Source organism: Parabacteroides distasonis, from assembly GCF_004793765.1.
GTDB lineage: Bacteria > Bacteroidota > Bacteroidia > Bacteroidales > Tannerellaceae > Parabacteroides > Parabacteroides distasonis_A.
Genome location: NZ_SRYM01000006.1, coordinates 26,699 through 48,300 on the forward strand (window position 1 = coordinate 26,699; position 21,602 = coordinate 48,300).

Genomic DNA, 21,602 nt, shown 5'->3' on the forward strand with positions numbered 1-21,602 from the left:
ATCTTAAGGAAGAATCAATTACTTACCAGAAAGTTTCTCTTTCAAGGCAGCCAATTCCTCAATGTCACCTAATGTAGTCTTCTCAACCGGACCAGTTACCATTGCGGATTCCTCTTCTTTCTTACCACCGCGCTTAGGGGATGCTTTCTTCTCAGAAGTAGCTTTAGCACCTTTTTGCTCATCTTCAAAGATACGACTGTGAGAAAGGATGATACGTTTAGCTTCCTTGTTGAACTCGATTACCTTGAATGAGAGTTTCTCATCTACTTGAGCTTGAGAACCATCTTCTTTTACAAGGTGCTTCGGAGTCGCAAACCCTTCTACGCCGTAAGGCAAAGAGATAACAGCACCCTTATCCAATACTTCGATGATCATACCTTCGTGGATAGAACCAACCGTGAAGATTGTCTCGAATACATCCCAAGGATTCTCTTCCAATTGCTTGTGGCCTAAGCTTAAGCGACGGTTTTCCTTGTCGATTTCCAACACTTGAACCTCGATCTCCGCACCGATCTGAGTGAATTCAGACGGGTGTTTGATCTTCTTCGTCCAAGATAAGTCTGAGATGTGGATCAAGCCATCAACACCTTCCTCGATTTCTACAAATACACCGAAGTTAGTGAAGTTACGAACCTTAGCCATATGACGAGAACCTACAGGGAAACGCTCCTCGATATTTTCCCATGGATCAGCCTTCAATTGCTTGATACCAAGAGACATCTTGCGCTCGTCGCGATCCAAAGTCAAGATTACAGCTTCAATCTCGTCGCCAACTTTCATGAAGTCTTGAGCGGAACGCAAGTGCTGAGTCCAAGACATTTCAGATACGTGGATCAAACCTTCTACGCCAGCAGCGATCTCGATGAACGCACCGTAGTCAGCCATAACGACAACTTTACCCTTAACTTTGTCACCAACTTTCAAGTTCGGATCCAAAGCATCCCATGGGTGCGGAGTCAATTGCTTCAAGCCAAGAGCGATACGTTTCTTCTCGTCATCGAAGTCCAAAATAACGACGTTGATCTTCTGATCAAGCTGAACGATTTCTTCCGGATGAGAAACACGTCCCCAGGAAAGGTCTGTGATGTGGATCAAACCGTCTACGCCACCCAAGTCGATGAATACACCGTAAGAAGTGATGTTCTTGACAGTTCCTTCCAATACCTGTCCTTTCTCCAATTTGGAGATGATGTCTTTCTTCTGTTGTTCCAACTCTGCCTCGATAAGAGCCTTGTGAGATACAACAACATTCTTGAATTCTTGATTGATCTTGACAATCTTGAATTCCATAGTCTTACCTACAAAGACATCGTAGTCGCGGATCGGTTTAACATCGATCTGAGAACCCGGCAAGAACGCTTCGATACCGAATACGTCAACGATCATACCGCCCTTCGTACGACATTTGATGTAACCTTTGATAATTTCATCTTTTTCAAGAGCCTCGTTAACACGATCCCAAGAACGTGTAGCGCGTGCTTTTTTGTGTGAAAGGATTAATTGTCCTTTTTTGTCTTCTTGGCTTTCGATGTAAACCTCTACCTCGTCACCAATCTTTAAATCCGGGTTATAACGGAACTCGGACATAGGAACAACACCGTCAGATTTGAAACCGATGTTTACAACAACCTCACGTTTGTTCATAGAAGTAACGGTACCCATAACCACCTCTTTGTCTTTTACGGTGTTCAAGGTCTCGTCATACGTTTTTACAAGATCGTCCTTGCTTACTTCGGTGTAAGTCTCGCCTTGCTCAAAAGCGTCCCAGTTGAAATCTTCAACCGGCTGGATGTTTTTTAAATTTTCCATTCTTTAATTGTTAATACTAAGTTTGTTTTAATTAGTAAGTTAGACTTTATGTTGTCATCTCTCAAAAATTGGGGCAAAGGTAATGCTTTTTTTCTGACTGACAAGTGTTCTTATCCTTTCTTGTGAAGCATATTTCTCAATTTGTAATCCGCTAGTAGGAGGATGAGTGCTATGGCTCCTATATATAGATAAAAAACCAAGGCCGATGTGTCTAGGACTGGGAGGCTGATCTGAGGTATCTCCATGTAGATGAAAGACGCGACGGCGAGGGAAATCATGATAAGCGACGCAAGGATTACCGCTAGCAGGCTGAATCGTTCATTGCGTTTCTTCGCTTTGACGGATTCAAGCATGATTTGTCGCATTACGTTCGAACGGAACGAGGCAGGCAACTCCTCCTCTGGTATACGGCTGAATAAATCCCCCAAGAAATCGGGTTGTTCTTTATTTGTGTTTAGCTTACTCATGATCCATTCCATTTAATAATACAAACAATTTTTTTCGGATGCGATGTAGCTTGACTTTAATATTCGAGGCGGTCAAGCCGGTGATAGAGACTATTTCTTCTATTGTCTTTTCTTTCCAATAGAAGAGCAAGATTAAGGCCCGTTCATCTGGAGGAAGCTGTTCAAGGGCGATCTCCAGTCTTTGGACTTGTTCCGTGGAATCGGTCTGCCCGAATAAGTTAGCGGCCTCTTCCTCCGATACATTATCCAATGTTGTCTCCTCGATCGTCAGGAACTCATGTTTCTTCTTTCTTACGGACGATATCGCCGTATTATAAGCGATCCGGTAAAGCCATGTAGAGAAACTGCAATCGCCTTTGAACGAGGCTAAGTTCTTAAATACCTTCATAAACGTATCCTGCGCCAGTTCCTCTGCATCCTCTTGGCTTTGTACCACTTTGAGAATCAGCGAATGTATTGGGCGGCTATACTTATCCAAAAGGCAAGCGAAACACTTCACGTCCCCCGCTTGTATCCTCTGTATATAATATGTGTCGGTATACAATTCCATTATACTTAATGGACGCAAACTTGGTTAATAGGTTACAACTTGCGTCTACAAAATTACCAAATAATTTAATACTTTTTGCGATTAAAGTGGTTTCTTGACGAAAAAGGCGTTGAAAGCGAACGAATAAAGTCATATGATGATAGAGATTCTTGCGTAATTCAGCTACTTTTGTAGACGAAATGATCCAACAAAGTTAAACCATTAAAAGAAAATAAGAATGGAAAATGAGGTGTTATATCTGTTATTAGACAATTACGCCGATCATGAAACGGTCTATCTCATGGAAGCCATTGCTTCCGATGAATTTGCTTTGAAAGAAAATCCGAAGTATGTCAACAGGATTGTTGCCCCTACATTGGAACCTGTCCAATCAATCGGAGGTTTCCGTACCTTGCCCGATTATTCGTTTGATACGATGCCCGACAATTATGTCGCCTTGGTATTGATCGGAGGTTTCGGATGGAGTACCTCTGTGGCGGAGAAAGTTGTTCCGATCGTAACAAAAGCCATTAAGCAAAACCACATTGTAGGTGCTATCTGCAATGCTGTGTCATTTATGGCTAAGCACGGATTTCTGAATGCGGTGAAGCATACCGGCAACGGACTAGATCAATTGAAACTTTGGGGCGGTGACAATTATACGAATGCCGATGGCTACATCCACGTTCAAGCAGCTAGAGATAAGAACATCGTGACCGCAAACGGCTCAGCGACGCTCGAGTTCGCTAAAGAACTCTTATTATTGCTTGAGAACGATACGCCGGAACGCATCGAAATGTACTATCAGTTCAATAAACAAGGGTTCTGCGCCTTATTCCCTGAAAATTGAAGACAGTGATCTGTTTACTTGATTTCTTAGAGTCTGTCCGCAATACATTTGATTATTTTACAAGAAATGCAATTTGACTGTAGAAAATGATCGCAAAGCAGTCTTGACATGGCTGGTTGTAACCTTGCAGGGAGATGATTGCTTTTTGACATCATGGAAATATGGTTTGTTATCTATGCTGCGGTCTATCTCTTGATTGGAGGAGTGTCAATGGGAATAAGCCGATATAAACTCAAGCAGGATAATCAAAAGGATTAGCATCATGCCATACTTGCTATGGGAGGTAAACGCTCTTTTAGCGGAAGATATACTGATTTGGTCAAGTAATATATACTGTGCTGGTAAAGTTAGTATATATTACTTGACTAAGCCAGGGTACATCGTTTTGCCCTATAGATAAAGAAAATATTTTTAGCCAAAGGTGTAACCTATGGGAATTTGTTGCGTCAAAAAGGCAAACAGAGATGAGAATGAATTATAAATCAATTTAAAATTATACAGTTATGATGGATTTTATTTCTATTCCGTTAGTTGTCGGAATCGTTTGTGCAGGCATTTATGGATTATTTGAGTTGTTTGTTCGCAAGAGAGAGCGTTTGGCGATTATCGAGAAGATTGGTGATAAACTGGATGCCTCTGCTTTCGATGGAAAATTGGGACTACCTAATTACATGCGAAACTTCTCGTTCAGCAGCTTAAAGGTCGGATGCCTTTTGGCGGGAATCGGATTAGGTCTGTTGGTCGGCTTTATTATTAACATGTGTATGGCGACAAATTATTGTTATGATGATGGTTGGTATAGGAATGAGGTAGCAGGTACGGCTTATGGGGCTTCGGTTCTTTTATTCGGGGGAATCGGCTTGATAATAGCCTTTGTCATTGAACTGAAACTAGGCAAGACTAATAAATAGCCATATAGACGTAGCGTGCTGCATGCAGCACGCTACGTCTATACTACAGGTAGATCTCCCCAAAGAACTCCGGGCAATGGAAATTAGGCTCGGGAAGGTTGATCGGGTTCCAACTTACGAAATGCGGATTCATTGTCTCATCGGCGCATTTATAGAAGTTCCCTAGTATTTTTTCCGGCAGATTACTAGGAGCTAACCCCATCAACTCGAGTGGTATGACTACGATCAAGCTCCACGTATGAATACCTTTAATCTCCTCGAACGTCCCTCTTTTCACGGACGGGAGCCTTATGATGCTTTTATACTCTTCTTGCGAAAGCGATGTCTTGATATCCCGTGAGGTACGGCGGGCGGCATCGCAAGTCCCGATACAGTTAAACTCGAAATTCATATAATGCGAGTCACCTTCCTTTTTCATGAAAAATTCCACGCAACTATCTTTATGGACCGGGGAATCGTCTATCTCATAAGACGCCTTCAGCGAATTACCCTGTACGCTATATCGTATATATAGATTTTTCTCTGTCCGGGCTATATTAAAAGCGGTGATTGGTTTATATGGATATTCACGCCAATTGGCATGGGTGAGGAACCCACGTTGGGATTGCACCTCAAGAATCGGTTCTATGGATGTTATATCGAGTACATCCAGAACGGGGATAACAGGAACTTTCAGTCTTTTCATTTTAACTATAGATTTGAAGTAAAGGCCATTGTAAGTAGGAGGTCAATAAAACCGATAGGGCACCGATAATAGACAATACGATAATGACAGAGCCCACGATCCGGTTCAGTAACCAAATACCTCTAACGTTGAACCATTTTCTCAGTTTTCCAATAATATATGTTATGCCGAACCACCAAAGAACGGCCCCTAACCCTATGCAAACAATGCCCAATACCAGCAGCCAAAACGAATGTTCAGGCAGCACGAAACCAAACCGGGCGAATAATCCGATATAGAGCAAGACGATTAACACGTTGCTAAAGGTAAGTAGAAAAGCTGTAATAAAGTCTTGGGTGAACGATAATTTTTTTTCTCGGTGTTTCTTTAGGTTCCTAGTCGGGTTGCTTTGGAAGATATAATACCCGAAAATGCCGAGAACGATACTTCCGATCAATTGCAGGGGCGCCTGGTTCGCCTCCACGAAGTTGACCACAACTCCCATGCCCAGACAAGTCAGTGCCGCATAAATCACGTCGGATAGAGCAGCCCCTAATCCGGTGACGAATCCGTGCCAACGTCCTTTATTTAGTGTCCTTTGTATACAGAGCATACCGATGGGGCCCATGGGGGCCGAAACCAATACACCTATAATGATTCCTTTACTGACGATTCCTAGCATTAAGTTGAGTCTCTTCTAGTTTCTCCGGGCAAAGATACATCCATTCTGTGATAAAAAAAAGGTAAAAAACGTAAGAGACTGTAGGGACGAACAAGCCTCGTCCCTTATTTCGGGAAATTGGGACTGTACAATAGGGTCGTATCGAGAGTCATCAGTTTACCGTCTTTCACGAATGAGTCTCCTCGCTCGGACAGGTGTTCTGCCATCGCCTCGCGTAATTCGGACAATTGAGTCTGATAGGCTGCGTCTTTACTAAGATTATGTGTCTCTCCCGGATCTTCCTGTAAGTTGAACAACTGTTCGCTTCCGTTATGGAAGTTCCAGATATACTTGATCTTCCCATCGGTAAGGGCAGTCCAGTAATTATCATCACTATAGCAAGTGGCATGCTCCATGTCTATATAGGGGCGCCATTGTCCCTGCTGTCCTTGGATCAGCTTGAGTAAAGATTGACCATCCATATCAGGAGGAATCGATCCGCCGGCGATATCGATAAAGGTCGGCAAGAAATCCCTTAGCTCTACAGGCTGTTCTATACTGCTTCCGTCTGGTATGGATTTGGATATACCGGCGGGCCATTTTACGATATAAGGTATATGGGTCGAACCTTCGTACGGATAGGTTTTACGCCAATGATAATGATCGCCCAACATATCGCCATGATCCGCCGTGAAACAAATCAGGGCATTGTCGTACATTCCTTTGTCTTTTAGGGTCTGGATGATTTGCCCAACTTGATCGTCGATAAAGGTGATGTTAGCATAATAATGACGACGGGAGTTTATGGCATATGCGTTCCCGAAATTGCCGAATGGAGCATCTGATGCTCCTTGGAGGGGGTCTTTCGGTTCGGCGTATTGTCCGCACCAATCTCCTATATGGGGTTTGGGGATATCCGTGTCTTTGTACATATCCAGATAACGCTGAGGCGGATCATAAGGACTATGCGGGCGGGCGAATGAAACCTTGAGAAATAAGGGTTTGTCATTGTCGTAGTTCCGGATCAACTCGCAAGCGGTCTGTCCGGTCCAAGCCGTAGGATGAAGTCGCTCGTCTAGCTGATAGACACCGGCGGCATGGTCGTTCCAGCCGATACCCGTAAGATCCGGATCTTTTCCGGGTGCCTGTAATTGAAACCATTTCCGGTAATCGCTGATGAAATCGGGACTTTCCACCCGTCCACTTTCATCGACCAAGGTTGCGTGGAAGCCGTGAAGTGCTTTTTGCGGAAACCAATGCATTTTACCGATCCCGAAGGTGTAATACCCTAGATTTCGCATCATCTGAGGCATCTCGTAGCGATACTTCAAAGCCATGCGTCCGTATCCCAGCATACCGTGATGCCAAGGGGACATTCCGGTCAATAAACCGGCCCGGCCCGGAGTACTACTTGGTGCGGAGGAATATCCGCTTACGAACAATGAGCCTTCTTGCGCCAGCCGGTCGATATTCGGTGAGATCACCGCCTTGTTTCCCATGCAGCCGAGGGCGTCGCCCCGTTGTTGATCGGTCATGATCAGGATGATATGAGGCTTACCGCTCTTTACGGGCATGGCGGGAGAGACGGCAGTCTCTGCCTCTTTCCCGCTTTTGTTATGCGCCATCCCCGGAAGTGTCGCGCACAGGCCGATTCCGATGGATGACTTAATGAAATTTCTTCTTTCCATTATTTAGCCTTGATTGTTTGCTCTCGAACTCCTTTTAGGATACCCTGCAATTGGAATACGATCTCCGGATGTTGCAAAGCCTTATTTCCTTCCTCGTAGACCTTCGTCATGTCGTATAACTGAGGCTCGGGGGAATATCCTGTCTCTATCTTTTCATATTCCATGATAGCGGAACCTACGCTCGGCTCGATGTATTTCCAATCTTTCGTACGGACGGAGAGTGCTTTATTAAGCGCTTGCTCGATTACCCACGGGCGGTCTTCCTTGCTTTTCCCGATCCAAGTATCCAGATAATCATAGCTATCCGGCGCGCTTCCTTCCGGAAGACGGGAATTCGTCAGTGAGGCAAGGGAGGCGAACCAGTCGATCTGGCTCACTAGCGCATCTGATACGGCGGCTTGCTTGATCTCCTTTGGCCAATGTACGATAGCCGGGATACGGGTTCCCCCTTCGAAGGCACTGTATTTATTACCTCTAAGCGGTCCGGCGGGTTTATGATCGCCTAATAGCTCCACGGCCCGGTCCGCGTAACCATCGTCTACGACAGGTCCGTTGTCGCTTGACAAGATGATCAAGGTGTTTTCCGTCAATCCCATCTCATCCAATGTTTTCATCAATTGGCCTACGCTCCAGTCGAATTGCTCGATAGCGTCGCCCCTCACGCCCATCGGGTTCTTTCCCCGGAAACGGTCGTGCGGGAAGCGGGGTACATGCACGTCGTTCGTGGCGAAATACATGAAGAAAGGCTTCTCTTTATTCTCCTTAATAAAATCGATGGCGTGTGTCACGATAGAATCGGCGATATTCTCGTCTTTCCAAAGCGCCTTGCCGCCACCTTTCATGTAACCGATACGGCTGATTCCGTTTACGATGGATTGGTCGTGCCCGAAACTAGGCTTCTGGTTGTATAATAATTCCGGATTATCTTTTCCGGTCGGCTCTCCGGGAAAGTTCTTCTGGTAACTGACATAGATCGGGGCATCCGGATCGTAGTTCGCCACCTGCCCGTTCTCGATGAATACGCAGGGTACACGGTCTGCCGTCGCCGCCATGATATAGGAATAATCAAATCCCAGATCGCCAAGGGCGGTGGGGAGTGGGGCGTTCCAGTCTTGCTCGCCCGCTTTGTCTCCTAGGCCAAGGTGCCATTTGCCGATAGCGGCCGTGGCGTATCCCGCGTTCTTGAACATATCGGCTATCGTATAACGCTCCGGTCGTATGATCATTCCGGCGTTTCCCGCGGCGATGTCCGTTCCCGGGCGGCGCCATGCGTACTCTCCGGTTAGCATGGAATATCGGGAGGGCGTACTGGTAGAGGCGGTCGCGTGAGCGTTGGTGAAGCGGATACCGTTCTTGGCGAGCCGGTTGATATTCGGGGTTTTCACTTGTGTGCCGTCGTAGCATTCCAAGTCTCCATATCCCAAGTCATCCGCGTAGATGAACAATACGTTTGGCGTTCTAGGTGTAATGTCTTGTCTCTGTTGGGCTTTTGCGATACCGGCTGTAAGAAGCGAGGCACCGATCCCTACGATAAGTGTTGATTTCATGTTGTTTATTATTTAGATGTTCTTGTTGTGTATCTGCGATTTCTTATTCATGGCATGTTCTATGGACATTAATTGAATTATATACAAAAATAACCAAATTATTTCAGAATAAGGGTAACCACACCAAAATATCTATGAGATGGAGCTTAGGAAGAAATGCTTTTTGGCTCTGGTTAAAAGGGGGGCTTATCGTATATTTTCATGTACGCTCTTGCTCCTTATCGTATAATGCTGTAAAAAGTCGTACGTGTTTCCCGAAAAACATGTACGACTTTTTACAGAAACACGTACGTGTTTTTCAAAAATCACAATCGTGTTTTTAAGGTGTTGATATTAAGCAATTTATATATTTGTGCCATTTGTATACCTTATTGTATATTATTATTACCAAGACGGAACACGCACTGCCTATACAAGAGTGGGTAATGAAAGTGTAGAATGTAATTCTCAACAACTTCTTTCATTGATATTGAAGTGTATGCACATGACATGGGATTCACTTCCTACCCAAGTGGATGCCAGCAAACATTCTTGTAAATGAAGAAAAGTTCGGAGAGAAGGTTCGGAGAGCCCCATAAAAGTTCGGAGAGTGAGTTCGGAGACACTGCGGATAAGCCTAAAAATATAGGTAGAACAGCACAGAAGATCATCGACCTTGTCATTTCCGACCTTTCTATGTCAGCCGAAGCTATGGCTTATAAAATTAGGTATAAGTTCCCGTGCTGTAGAGAAACAAATCGCAAAATTGCGTTCTATGGGTATATTGTCTCGTGAAGGCGCAGACTTTGGTGGTTATTGGCGTATTATTTTAAGTTACCATTTTGAGGGGATGAGACGCAGCACGCTGCGTCTCTACAACTGGAGACAAAATTGGGCGAAAAAAGTAAGTTAACTTCGTTGGCAAAGTAAGTTAATTAAAATACCGAAGTAAGTTAACTTACTTTGCCAACGAAGCTAGCTTACTTTGAAAGTGAGGCATTGGTGGTTGGAAATCAAATAAAATATTATACATTTGCATGACTGGATAAGTCAAAGCAAATAATAGGTATCAAACAATGATAAACTAAAAAACATATGGATTATCTTAGGTTGAAATATTATTAATACGTATATTTGCGACAAGAAAAGGCTTTTAAGTTAAGAGCCTCGTGTTGCGAGTGATATTTGTTCCATTGATTGAAAATCGGCAAAATTTTCTTACAATTCCCAATGGACAAAGAAGGCCCCGCAACCCTTTACCGACTATACGTGTTATCTATGCTGCCGTAGGTAGTAGAGGTATGTTATTGTATATAGATAAAGGGGGCGTGTGGCTGACTTTACTGGGAGTTGGGTCTTTGCCGAACCTTCAATCATGTAAATGTTCAGTCTGCGCCCTTTCCTTATATCTTAATGAAAGGACCACTACTTAACAAAAGCCATATAGCGCCCGTCTTTACGAAGGACATCTTTTCTAAAACATGTCCGGATCTTGTAAATCTAATAATTAATTATGTAAAGTGAATGGCTTATGGACGCTTGTAATATTGATGAGATCCAGAATCTCTTTATTTACTACTCCGCTTGTTTCAGCAAGTATTTTCCAGAGTTAGGGTTTTATTGTAATGAGAGGGAATTCCAGATACATGGTATCGTGCGGAGATATAGTGACATCACGGGAGTGTCCCATGATGGCTCTTATTTCTTAATTGAGATGCGAAAAGAATACCTGATCTACTTACCGTTATTGGTCGGTTCCAAATTCCGCATTTTAACTAAACAAAAACAACTTTATTCGTAATACAATCTTATGCTTATGCCAGAACTCATATCCATAGAAGAAGCCGCCCGTATTACCGGTTTCCCGTACGAGGAGATTGAAGATTGGGTAAAATCCCGAAAGATAACCTCTTTCCATACGAGAACCGGTACACGTATGGTAGATATTGGGAACCTACGTGATTTCATAACCCATATCGAACATCTAGGGATTCAAAAACTATACTTGCAACTGGTCATTCAAGACAAGGAGGAGGAAGCCGACGAGATTATCGCCCAGTACGACGATTACCTTTTCTGCCTACGATCCTTAAAGAACATCTCTCCCCTACTTAAACAAATCATCGCCGAACTATCCACATTTATAGATGATAAGCAAGATCGGTATATATTCACGGAAATAACCTCTGGGGCAAAAATACTGGACGTAGCCAAACGCTGCGATATATCTTACGATAGGATGTGCTACCGATATAAGAACATAGTACTCCGCTTGCAGGAAAACACCGGATTCTTAGCCGAATATAAGAAAACGATCAGCTGTCAAGACCTAGAGATAGAGCGCCTGCGGCTTGAGAAGCGAAACATGGAATATGAGCTGAGAACGCTCTATAAAGCAGTCCTCAAAAGTGGCTTGAGTCTCGATGCTCCGAAATCGTCGTTCGACATCCCCACGGATGCGGCCAGACGGATCTCCCTACCGGTCACAAGCCTAACCCTGTCTCCCTACATCCGTAAATGCCTCCAAAAATTGGAGCTGGAGACTATGGAGGACCTATTGCGCTACGCTAGGAAGAAAGGGCTCGATTCTTTGTTGAAGATTCCGGGATTCGGCCCTCTCGGTTTAGACCAGTTAAAATTTCAGCTGGAAAAGCATAAGATCATGAATAAGGCCGGAGACTCGGATCTCTATCAATACATCATCAATGAGCCGGATAGCTGAACACAAAAAGAGCCTCTCTTCACAGGGAGGCCCTTTTTATGTGATGCCGGAAATAACCAATAAAAACTTCCCGACACTACGGTGTTAATCATCTTATATGCTTACATAAAATTAGCAGAAGGCTTTGGTTTGCGATATACTAATAGTGTTACATTCTTTTTGACATTGCAAAGATACGTCGGCCTATAAGGGTGCGCAATACCTATATATATGTAAAAAAGGAGAGCTCATACCTATTAATTGTTATATATCTTTTCATGGAGATCGATTTTTAGAACTAATGATCTTCTCGCTTGTAATAACTAACGCTTACCTCTGAAATAATACAAAACCGTATTTTCCAAAATTAACTATCAAGTTGTCTTGCGGGTCAATAATGGGGCCTATTCGGTATGACGTCCTGAAAATATTCTTCCGGGATACCTATGAGTAGGTAATTAGGGTCTTATTTTACCTACTTCGGGCGATTGTAGCAAATTCTCAGCCTCTGTAATTTTGCCAAAAATTATAAAACGCAATGAGAACGTTAACAAATTTATTAGCGATTGGATTACTTTCCTTTACCGCTCTACATGCTCAAGAGAGTAATATGAGCTCTACCGTAAAGGCATCGGAGATGTATGCCGACGGTTTTTCTAAATTCCGTTTTGGAGGATATGGTGAGATGGCTGCCAGTTATATGGATTATGACTGGAATTGGGTGACACCTCAAGGTACATCACATATGAATCGGGCTACTGTCTCTATCCCTCGTTTTATTTTAGCTTTTGATTATAAGTTCTCTCCCAAATGGGTACTGAGTTCCGAGATTGAGTTTGAGTATGGAGGAACAGGCGCCGCACGGGAAGTGGAGTGGTACGAGGAGAATGGAGAATATGAGACCGAGATCGAGAAAGGTGGCGAGGTCGCCTTGGAGCAGTTCCATATCTCTTATCTGATGAACAAGCATTTAAACTTCCGTTTTGGACATATGATCGTACCGGTAGGCTTGACCAACGCACATCATGAACCCTTGAACTTTTTTGGTGTATATCGTCCGGAAGGAGAGACTACCCTATTACCTTCTACTTGGCATGAGACGGGTGTGGCTCTATTTGGTGATTTAGGAAATTTCGATTACGAGTTACAAGTCGTTTCCGGTCTGGACCCACAAGGTTTCCGTATGGAGAACTGGGTTGGCAAAGGTACGCAAGGCGCTTTCGAGGAAACTCAATTTACGCATCCTGCCTTTGTGGCTCGTGTCAACTATAATGGAGTGAAGAAATTTAAAGGCTTACGTGTGGGCGCTTCTTTTTATTATAACCAACCCTCTAAGAATAGTAGCAAACCGCTGCGTAACCAAGGTGAGAAATATCCGCTTACCATCGTGACGGCGGACGCTCAATATAAAAGTCCGAACAATAATTTGATCGCCAGAGGTAATATCGTTTACGGCCATCTGGGCAACAGCAACGCTCTGACGAAGGTAAACAATAACTCATCTTCAGCTTCCGGATATCCTAATTCAACCGTGGCGGAGACCGCTGTCAGTTATGCGGCTGAGGTTGGCTATAATGTAGGTTCCTTTTTTAGTCGGAAAGCCCCTAGAATTTATCCTTTCGTTCGCTACGAATATTATAATCCGATGCAATCCGTAGAAAAAGGCAGTAATAAACTGGCGGATAGACGTCTTCAAAAGAGCGTGATTACGGCTGGCCTTAACTATTACGCATTGCCTAATCTGGTCGTAAAGGCGGATTATACGCACCGTATTGTCGGTAAGGGGGATTATAATAGCCAGAATATGGTTTCTGTCGGTATCGCTTATATCGGCTGGTTCTTATCAAGATAATAGACTATTGACAAATAAATATGTAAGAAAAAATGAAAAAAGTACTTTTATTACCCATGATGTTGATGGGTGTGGCTTTGAGCTTCACTTCTTGTGGAGACAACGATGATCCGGGCAAGGACCCCGATGTTGTAACTTATGACTTTAAGAATCTTCCTGCGGATTCGGGTACAAAACCAACAGAAGATCAGATGAGTGCGGTTGTCGCTACTTTCGTTGATGAGGTAGCTTTGCCTACCTATAAGGACATGTTGACAAAGATGACCGCCTATAAAAATGCGATAGACAAGTTCATTGCGTCTGGTTCTAAGAATGATTTAGCGGATGCCTGCGACGCTTGGCGTGCGGTTCGTGTACCTTGGGAACAAAGTGAGGCATTCTTGTTCGGTGTGGCGGATTTGGCACAGCTCGACCCGAGCTTGGATAGCTGGCCTTTGGATAAGAACGGTATAGAGGAGATTATAGCTACAGGAGAATTCAGCAAGATTTCAGGAGCTGTAGACGAAGACGCGGAAGATGGTCCTCAAAATTTACGTGGATTCCATACGGCGGAAAAGATGTTATTCTTAGACGGCGAGCCTCGTGATCTGGAAACAAGCCCGTTCGCAAAGAATGAATTGGAGTATTTGAAGTTAGTGTCCGAACGTATGTTATCTGATACTCAAGACTTATACAATGGTTGGTTGAAAGGCTTAGGAACTTCGGATGTCCCTTCTTCTTATGCGGAGGCTATGAAGAAACATGACGGTTCTGCCTATTCCATTGGTAATGTGTATCAGGCGATTGAGCTTATGCTGAATGGAAATAATGGTATGGCTGGAATCTCCAATGAAGTAGGTTCCGCTAAGATAACTGACCCGGTGACTGCATGGAATGGAAGTAATAAAGACGCTACCGACCCGAATAACCCCGGTGTCTTGGCTGTAGAGTCTTGGTATAGCTGGAATTCCTTGGACGACTATAAGAACAATATCGTAAGTATCAAGAACGCTTATTTCGGCGGTCGTGATTTGGATGAGGAATCCGCTTCCGAGAGTAGCTTGCATGCGTTGACTAAAATGATTAATCCTACGTTGGATAGTTTGATGGTAGTTCAAATTGATAAGACAATCGACGCTATCAATGCGATCGGCTATCCTTTCCGTAACAATCTAGGGGATACGGAGCATATCAATACGGTTACAGAAGCTTGCGCTGATTTAACGACAGGTTTGGGCGTTGTTAAGTCTAAGTTCACGAACTAATCGGACAAGCCGATACGATGAAACGAAGATTACTTCTATTATTCGCTTTATCCGGTAGTCTGCTGTGTAGTTGCGAATCCGAGGACTTGGAAAATTGGCAGGTTAAGAAACCCAATGGGCAGGTAGCTTCCGAGAAGGAGTTGTCCGCGGGTATCTCAACCATTTTCTCCAATGCCCCGGATGCGTACGATACGCAGGCAAACTGGGTTACGGGCGAATTAGAGACGCGATTTAATCGTGGTGATGGATTGTACGACGATGCTCGCGGTGTTGAGAATGTGGATGGTGGAGGACTAGGGCCGCTTTATGCCGGATATTCTTGCGGTTCCTGTCATAAAAGTACCGGGCGGACCCGTCCGGCTATAGCTGATGGAGGTTCCGGCCCCGGCTTCTCATCCATGCTTATTTATATATCACGTAAAAGTGGCGGCTATTTTCAAGATTACGGCCGGGTACTACATGATCAAGCGATATACGGAACGAAACCGGAGGGAAGGGTTAAGATTACTACTACTTCCCAAAAATATACGTTTCCCGATGGGGAGGAATATGAGTTGGTCACTCCTCATTATGAGATAAAAGAATGGTATGCCGATAGTATCCCGATGTCGGATTTACGGATTTCCGTACGTCAACCCTTACGGCATGTCGGAATGGGGCAGATGATGGCGCTCGACTTGGATATGCTAAAGCAGATCGCCGCTAAAAGCAATTATCCGGAATATGGTATTAGTGGACGTATAAACTATGTGACGGAAAAGGGAAAGAAGCAGATCGGTATCTCTGGTAATAAGGCGAATCATGCCGACTTAACGGTGGAATTGGGATTCTCTTCCGACCTCGGTGTAACGAACGATCGTTTCCCGCATGAGGTAGGAGAAGGACAGAGTAATATGATGGGTTTTGCCATGACCGGGGCGCAGGTCTCTACGGAAGATATGGAAGATGTGGATTTATACCTCCAGACCTTGGGGGTACCCGCCCGTCGGAATGTGGATGATCCTACGGTTGTTCAAGGAGAGCAACTTTTCTATCAAGCGAAATGTCATTTATGCCATGTGACTTCCTTGAAGACACGCCCTCGCGGATCTGTCCTTTTGAATAATACGGAATTGCCTCAATTAGGTAATCAGGTGATCCATCCTTATTCGGACTTTTTATTGCATGATATGGGGGTTGAGCTAGGGGATGATTATCCCAGTGGCTTGGCTAACGGTAATGAATGGAGGACTACCCCGTTATGGGGATTGGGATTACAAGAGGTCGTAAACGGCCATACCTATTATTTACATGATGGCCGTGCCCGGAACCTGACGGAGGCTATTATGTGGCATGGTGGGGAAGGGGCTGCGTCGCGTACCCTATTCTCTCGTATGACAAAAGACGAGCGGGCCGCTTTGATTAAATTCCTACAAAGTTTATGAATAAATAACGCATAGAATCGAAATGAAAAAAATATATAGGACGTTGCTTGTGGTGCTTCTATCAGCGGGTGTTTTCTCCGTGAAAGCTCAAGATACAAAGAAAGAGATGGATGATAAATATGTAGAGAACGATGTGGTTTCACTAGCGGGAAAGAAGGGCTTTTCCTTTTCTACCAAGGCTGGTGACTTTTTGTTTAAGCCCTATGCGTTGGTACAGGCAAGCGCTTGCTACAACCGGTATGACGACCAAGGGCTGGAAAGCCATTATGCCAAGAGCGTAGCGAACTCTGGTTTCGCGATCCCTAACGCTATTCTCGGTTTTACGGGTAAGGCTTTTGGACGGGTTACTTTCAATTTATCGCTGAATGCCGCTAAGAGTGGAGGGGCCTTATTGCAACAGGCTTGGTTCGACGTAGCGATCAAGGAATCGTTTCGTATCCGTGTCGGTAAGTTCAAGACACCGTTTATGCATGGCTATTTAAGTACTTTGGGGGAGACGTTGTTTCCGGTACTGCCTTATTCCGCTTCCCAATCCGTATTGCTTCCTTACGACGTGAATTATGTTATACCGAATATGTCCACGGGATTCGACTTGGGTGTACAGGTACATGGTTTGATCAATGATAAATGGAATTATCAAGTCGGTATTTTTAATGGTACGGGTATCGACGTGAATTTGGCGACTAAGACAAACTGCGATGATCATAAATGGTTGCCTTCGCTGTTATATGCGGGTCGTCTGGCCTTTATGCCGAAGGGGGAGATGCCAACGTCTCAAGGCTCGCCGGAGAATCTGAACGACGATAAGATGTCTATCGCCGTATCTGCCTCTTATAATGCGGAGGCTGAGTTCTTGACCAGTAGCGACACCCGTGTGGGCGTTGAGTTCGCATGGATCAAGAACCGCTGGTATGTAGCAGCCGAAGGTTATTATATGAATATGCATTTTACCAAGATCATGCAAAAGCCGGATAAGAATTTCTGGGGAGCTTACGCTCAATTGGGCTATTTCATCACTCCGAAATTACAGGGTGCTTTGCGATATGATTTCTATGATCGAAACGCTACGGATGAGGGTGGTTTGTTAAATATGCCCGCCGCTGGTTTGAATTATTATTTCTTTAATAATAATTTGAAACTACAGGTTATGTATCAATATTTAGGTCGTAGCGGTCATGCTACGCAGAATGACCGGGATGAGGACGCTATTGGATTGGCTCGTCACTCCGCTACGGCTATGTTGCAGTTCACGTTCTAATCTTTGGGTATGAAACTATATAGTCTATATATAATGTATGCCTTATTCCTGTTATTCGGGCTGGGTTGTGATGAGGGTAAGATTTATCCGGATGAGACGGTTGATTCCGGGCGAACCGCTACCGTGTCACTTTCTTTCACTGGCCTGAAAGCTTGGCCGAAGGAGAATATGCTCTCGTTATGCGCTTTTGGCGAGGATAAGTCGAAACCTTTGCAAACCCAGCGTATCAGTAAGCCGGCGGAAGACGGCAAAAGACTAAAACTCCGATTGAATAATGTCACTCCGGATACGAGGAGTATAGAGGTCGCTGTGATTAGTAGGGGATTGCGGTTGGTTTACTCCTATTATACGTCTCCGGTGGATGATTCGGACGAACCGCTTGATTTGTCTGTGGGCGAATTGGATTTAGCGAGCTTCAAACGTGTACAAGCGCAGGTGTTCGACTTGAATTGCCTGTCTTGTCATGGCGGGGGATCGGGATTGGCCGGTCAGCTGGATCTTAGGGACGATGTAGCCTATAAATCCTTAGTGAATGTCAAGGCGCCCCTTTCGGAAGAGGGTAAGAACTACGTGACCCCGGGTGATATAAACGATAGTTTCTTGCTGGATATATTGGAGGATAATCCGGTACATAAGGATATGTTCAATAGTTCCGGGAAACAGGAGGTCCTTGCTTTGATCCAAGGTTGGATCTTAGGAGGGGCATTGGATAATTGATAAGAAAGAAAATGATGAATTATACGAGAAAAATAGATACGGATAAAGCGGTAGAGGTTCAGATCTCTTCATTCACGGGCAAAGGTGGAACAACGGAATATCAGGTGATGGTATCGATTACAGACCCTTGTTTGTCTTTCGTGGAGCAATTGCAAAACCTTTTGCGGGTTTATGTGACTGTCGTGAAGGAAGAGCTATCGAATGACGCTACCGCCGTTTTCCGCCGTTATTTTTTAAGTGACGCGGCTAATCAGACGGATAGCGTGATGGAGTGGGAGTGCGAGAGCGCCTTTTGTCCGCTCTCTATCGTGCAGCAACCGCCTTTGAATGGAACAAAGATCGCTATGTGGACTTATTTGCAAACGGGCATGTCGGTACAAACGTACGATTCCGGTTTACTGGAAGCGTCGCATAACGGTTATAGGCACCTCTGGGGGGGAGGTGCCTTCAATAAGGCGGCCAATTCGGAATACCAGACCCGGCTTTTATTGAATGACTATGTGATGCAATTGATGGGGCAGCGTTGTACGTTGGCCTCTCATTGTGTCCGTACTTGGTTCTTTGTGCAAAACGTAGACGTGAATTACGCCGGTGTGGTGAAAGCCCGGAAAGAAGTTTTTATCACGCAGAATCTTACGGAGAAGACGCATTATATCGCTAGTACGGGTATCGAGGGACGTCATGCCGATCCCTCGGTGTTGGTACAGATGGACAGTTATGCGGTGGATGGGTTGGAGCCGGGACAGATTCAGTTCCTTTACGCTCCCACGCACTTGAATCCTACTTATGAATATGGAGTAACCTTCGAGCGGGGTACGGCTGTTACGTATGGGGATCGTAAACAGGTCTTCATCTCGGGTACGGCGAGTATAGATAACCGGGGAGAGATTGTCTATCCGGGCGATATCGTAAAACAAACCGAGCGGATGATGGAAAATATCAGCGTGTTGCTGAAAGAGGCGGACGCTACTACTCGTGATATTACGCAGGCGATCACCTATTTGAGAGATATGGCTGATTATGCGGTGGTTAAGAAGTATTTTGAGGCGCATTACCCGGATTTGCCACATTTGATAGTCTTGGCCCCCGTTTGCCGTCCCGGATGGTTGATAGAGACTGAGTGTATAGCGGTCGTGCCGACGGAGTCGTCCTTTAAGCCTTTGTGAAATAATAATAAATGTACGAGATATGGAAGAAAAAGGAGTATATTTGGCTATTCAAACACCAAGACAAGTTAGAAAGAAGCCTATGTATAAAAATGGAATGTACCGGGAAACCGATAAAATGAGTGATCTGATCTGCGAGAACTATCCGATGGTTTTAGTCATGAGCCGCTTTGGTATAGCGCTCGGGTTCGGAGAGAAGAATATCGGGGAGGTTTGCCGGCAGAATGGGGTGGATGCTTGTACTTTCCTGACGGTCGTGAATTTCTTGGTCGAGGAAGTGAATACGCCTGTCGAGAATATCAGCAAATGCCTGTCGATCGAGAACTTGATCCGCTATTTGCATAATGCCCATGATTACTTCTTGAACTTCCGCTTGCCACATATCCGTCGTAAATTGGTAGACGCTATATCCGGGTGCCCGGAGGATGTCGCTTTTGTGATCACGAAGTTTTTCGATGAGTATGCGGAGGAGGTAAATAAACACATGTCTTATGAGGAACGTGCTGTTTTCCCTTATGTCCGTAATTTGTTGGAAGGAAAGAGAGATCCGAAATACAATATTACGATCTTCCGTAAGCGTCATGATCAGATCGAGATGAAGATCACGGAGTTGAAAAATATCCTGATCAAATACTATCCGGGAGCGGGTACGAATATGCTGAATAGTGTCTTGTTCGATATTTTTGCCACGGAGGAAGACTTGGCTTCACATACCCGTGTGGAGGATTATTTGTTTGTACCGGCCATATTGGCTTTGGAAAAACAATTATAAGCATGAATCGATGAGTACAAATCTAAAGATTGCGATAGCCGAACCTTCTGTTATCATAAGGAGCGGACTGGAGAACCTGTTGAAACGGTTACCGGGTTTCCGTATCCAGATGGTGGAGATTCATTCGGTGGAATCTCTTTTCGACTCGCTTCGTATGCACAAACCGGATGTGTTGATCGTGAATCCGGCTTTGCCCGGCTATTTCACGTTGCAACATTTGAAGGAGGAAAGCGGCTGTGCCGAGATGAAATGTATCGCTTTATTATATTCTGTCTCAGACAGTGTGTTATTGCGTTCTTATGATGAACAAATTAACATATACGATAGCCCTGATGAGATCAAGCACAAATTGGAACGGTTGAACGCCGAGGTACTTCCGGATGACGAGCCGGAAGGGGATGACGAGCAACAATCGTTAAGCTCGAGGGAAAAAGAGATCGTAGTCTGCGTCGTGAAGGGAATGACAAACCGGGAGATAGCGGATCGTTTGTTTCTTTCTACGCATACGGTCATCACCCACCGCCGTAATATCGCTCGGAAACTTCAAATTCATAGTGCCAGCGGTCTTACGATCTATGCGATTGTCAATAAGCTGGTCGAATTAGGCGACATTAAACAGTAATCGTATATTTATAAGTAAGTTAAAGGGAATGTGGATAAGCGATAAAAGCGCCTTCCGCATTCCCTTTACTATTAATATAATTAAATTTAATGATCATATCTTATTAACGCTTATCGAAAACTAAAACCCGTTTATTCCTGTTTCTTCTTCAAATCATTAAGCTTATAAGAAATGAAGAAAGCATTTTTACTTGGATTAGCATTGTTATTTTCCTTATCTATGAGCGCACAACATTTCGCGTTGAAGAACAATCTTCTCTACGACGCGACTACGACTCCGAACTTAGGATTCGAGGTGGGCTTAAGCAAAAAGGTTACATTGGATGTCTCGGCGGGATATAATCCTTTCAAGTTCAATGACGGTAAGAAACTGAAGCATTGGCTTGTCATGCCGGAAGTGCGTTATTGGACTTGCGAGAAATTCAACGGTACGTTTATTGGCGTGCATGCGTTGGGCGGACAGTATAATATCGCCGGGATTAAATTACCCTTTGGCATATTCCCTAATTTGAAGGACCATCGTTATGATGGTTATTTGTACGGTGGCGGACTTACGTTGGGACATCAATGGATACTGAATAAGCGTTGGAGTATAGAAGCCGCTATCGGCGCCGGTTATGCCCGTGTACATTATGATAAGTATAATTGCGGGGAATGTGGCTCCAAGATCGAGACCAAGAACTCGAACTATTGGGGTGTAACGAAAGCGGCCCTTTCTATCATTTATTTTATCCACTAAAAA

Annotated in this window: 20 protein-coding genes and 2 pseudogenes; 15 read left to right on the forward strand and 7 right to left on the reverse strand. The window is 44.5% G+C overall.

Annotation, left to right across the window (positions count from 1 at the left end; genetic code table 11):
* Positions 1–18 precede the first annotated feature (18 nt).
* From rpsA to E5342_RS03280, 3 genes are all read right to left on the reverse strand, one after another.
* Entirely contained in the window at positions 19–1,809 is a 1,791-nt protein-coding gene (gene rpsA / locus E5342_RS03270; protein WP_121735412.1) for a 30S ribosomal protein S1, read from the reverse strand.
* Positions 1,810–1,919: 110 nt separating this feature from the next.
* On the reverse strand, positions 1,920–2,276 hold the full coding sequence (locus E5342_RS03275) for a hypothetical protein (RefSeq protein WP_121735497.1): 357 nt from the start codon (positions 2,274–2,276) through the stop codon (positions 1,920–1,922).
* Entirely contained in the window at positions 2,269–2,826 is a 558-nt protein-coding gene (locus E5342_RS03280) for an RNA polymerase sigma factor (protein ID WP_135958817.1), read from the reverse strand. Before E5342_RS03280 ends, E5342_RS03275 begins: the two co-directional genes overlap by 8 nt.
* 217 nt (positions 2,827–3,043) lie before the next feature.
* On the opposite strand from E5342_RS03280, the gene E5342_RS03285 reads away from it, so the two are divergent.
* A complete protein-coding gene (locus E5342_RS03285) occupies positions 3,044–3,655 on the forward strand; it encodes a DJ-1/PfpI family protein (protein ID WP_121735406.1) in 612 nt (203 codons plus the stop codon).
* A 503-nt stretch (positions 3,656–4,158) separates the two neighbouring features.
* Positions 4,159–4,566 carry a DUF6249 domain-containing protein gene (locus E5342_RS03290; RefSeq protein ID WP_121735405.1) on the forward strand — a complete coding sequence of 136 codons (408 nt, stop codon included), beginning with the start codon at positions 4,159–4,161 and terminating at the stop codon, positions 4,564–4,566.
* Positions 4,567–4,609: 43 nt separating this feature from the next.
* Here the strand turns inward: E5342_RS03290 and E5342_RS03295 are convergent, their stop codons facing one another.
* From E5342_RS03295 to E5342_RS03310, 4 genes are all read right to left on the reverse strand, one after another.
* The gene (locus E5342_RS03295) at positions 4,610–5,251 is read right to left on the reverse strand and encodes a carbohydrate-binding family 9-like protein (protein WP_121735404.1); all 642 of its coding nucleotides are present in this window, start codon (positions 5,249–5,251) and stop codon (positions 4,610–4,612) included.
* 1 nt (position 5,252) lies between these two features.
* A complete protein-coding gene (locus E5342_RS03300) occupies positions 5,253–5,912 on the reverse strand; it encodes a LysE family translocator (RefSeq protein ID WP_005861153.1) in 660 nt (219 codons plus the stop codon).
* A gap of 104 nt (positions 5,913–6,016) precedes the next feature.
* Positions 6,017–7,579 carry an arylsulfatase gene (locus E5342_RS03305; RefSeq protein WP_135958818.1) on the reverse strand — a complete coding sequence of 521 codons (1,563 nt, stop codon included), beginning with the start codon at positions 7,577–7,579 and terminating at the stop codon, positions 6,017–6,019.
* Complete coding sequence (locus E5342_RS03310) at positions 7,579–9,126, reverse strand: sulfatase family protein (RefSeq protein ID WP_135958819.1); 1,548 nt, start codon at positions 9,124–9,126, stop codon at positions 7,579–7,581. Before E5342_RS03310 ends, E5342_RS03305 begins: the two co-directional genes overlap by 1 nt.
* A gap of 367 nt (positions 9,127–9,493) precedes the next feature.
* Between E5342_RS03310 and E5342_RS20095 the strand changes: the two are divergent.
* From E5342_RS20095 to E5342_RS03385, 13 genes and pseudogenes are all read left to right on the forward strand, one after another.
* Positions 9,494–9,658, forward strand: a pseudogene (locus E5342_RS20095) (AAA family ATPase); the annotation flags it as partial.
* Between the two features lie 8 nt (positions 9,659–9,666).
* Positions 9,667–9,940, forward strand: a pseudogene (locus E5342_RS20100) (HTH domain-containing protein); the annotation flags it as partial.
* Positions 9,941–10,636: 696 nt separating this feature from the next.
* The gene (locus E5342_RS03335) at positions 10,637–10,906 is read left to right on the forward strand and encodes a hypothetical protein (protein WP_005861164.1); all 270 of its coding nucleotides are present in this window, start codon (positions 10,637–10,639) and stop codon (positions 10,904–10,906) included.
* Positions 10,907–10,921: 15 nt separating this feature from the next.
* Complete coding sequence (locus E5342_RS03340; protein ID WP_135958820.1) at positions 10,922–11,827, forward strand: transcriptional regulator; 906 nt, start codon at positions 10,922–10,924, stop codon at positions 11,825–11,827.
* Positions 11,828–12,344: 517 nt separating this feature from the next.
* Positions 12,345–13,658: a porin gene (locus E5342_RS03345; protein WP_121737031.1), complete on the forward strand. Its 1,314-nt coding sequence runs from the start codon at positions 12,345–12,347 to the stop codon at positions 13,656–13,658.
* 32 nt (positions 13,659–13,690) lie between these two features.
* A complete protein-coding gene (locus E5342_RS03350; RefSeq protein WP_135958821.1) occupies positions 13,691–14,902 on the forward strand; it encodes an imelysin family protein in 1,212 nt (403 codons plus the stop codon).
* Positions 14,903–14,919: 17 nt separating this feature from the next.
* Entirely contained in the window at positions 14,920–16,326 is a 1,407-nt protein-coding gene (locus tag E5342_RS03355; protein ID WP_135958822.1) for a di-heme oxidoredictase family protein, read from the forward strand.
* Positions 16,327–16,348: 22 nt separating this feature from the next.
* Entirely contained in the window at positions 16,349–17,584 is a 1,236-nt protein-coding gene (locus E5342_RS03360; protein ID WP_121737033.1) for a porin, read from the forward strand.
* A 9-nt stretch (positions 17,585–17,593) separates the two neighbouring features.
* Complete coding sequence (locus E5342_RS03365) at positions 17,594–18,301, forward strand: hypothetical protein (protein WP_005866753.1); 708 nt, start codon at positions 17,594–17,596, stop codon at positions 18,299–18,301.
* An 11-nt stretch (positions 18,302–18,312) separates the two neighbouring features.
* Positions 18,313–19,467 (forward strand): Rid family hydrolase, encoded by a 1,155-nt coding sequence (locus tag E5342_RS03370; protein WP_081031951.1) that lies wholly within the window; start codon positions 18,313–18,315, stop codon positions 19,465–19,467.
* Positions 19,468–19,549: 82 nt separating this feature from the next.
* Entirely contained in the window at positions 19,550–20,239 is a 690-nt protein-coding gene (locus E5342_RS03375) for a hemerythrin domain-containing protein (RefSeq protein ID WP_010185248.1), read from the forward strand.
* 10 nt (positions 20,240–20,249) lie between these two features.
* The gene (locus E5342_RS03380) at positions 20,250–20,861 is read left to right on the forward strand and encodes a response regulator transcription factor (RefSeq protein ID WP_005861184.1); all 612 of its coding nucleotides are present in this window, start codon (positions 20,250–20,252) and stop codon (positions 20,859–20,861) included.
* A 171-nt stretch (positions 20,862–21,032) separates the two neighbouring features.
* The gene (locus tag E5342_RS03385; RefSeq protein ID WP_005861186.1) at positions 21,033–21,599 is read left to right on the forward strand and encodes a DUF3575 domain-containing protein; all 567 of its coding nucleotides are present in this window, start codon (positions 21,033–21,035) and stop codon (positions 21,597–21,599) included.
* Positions 21,600–21,602 lie beyond the last annotated feature (3 nt).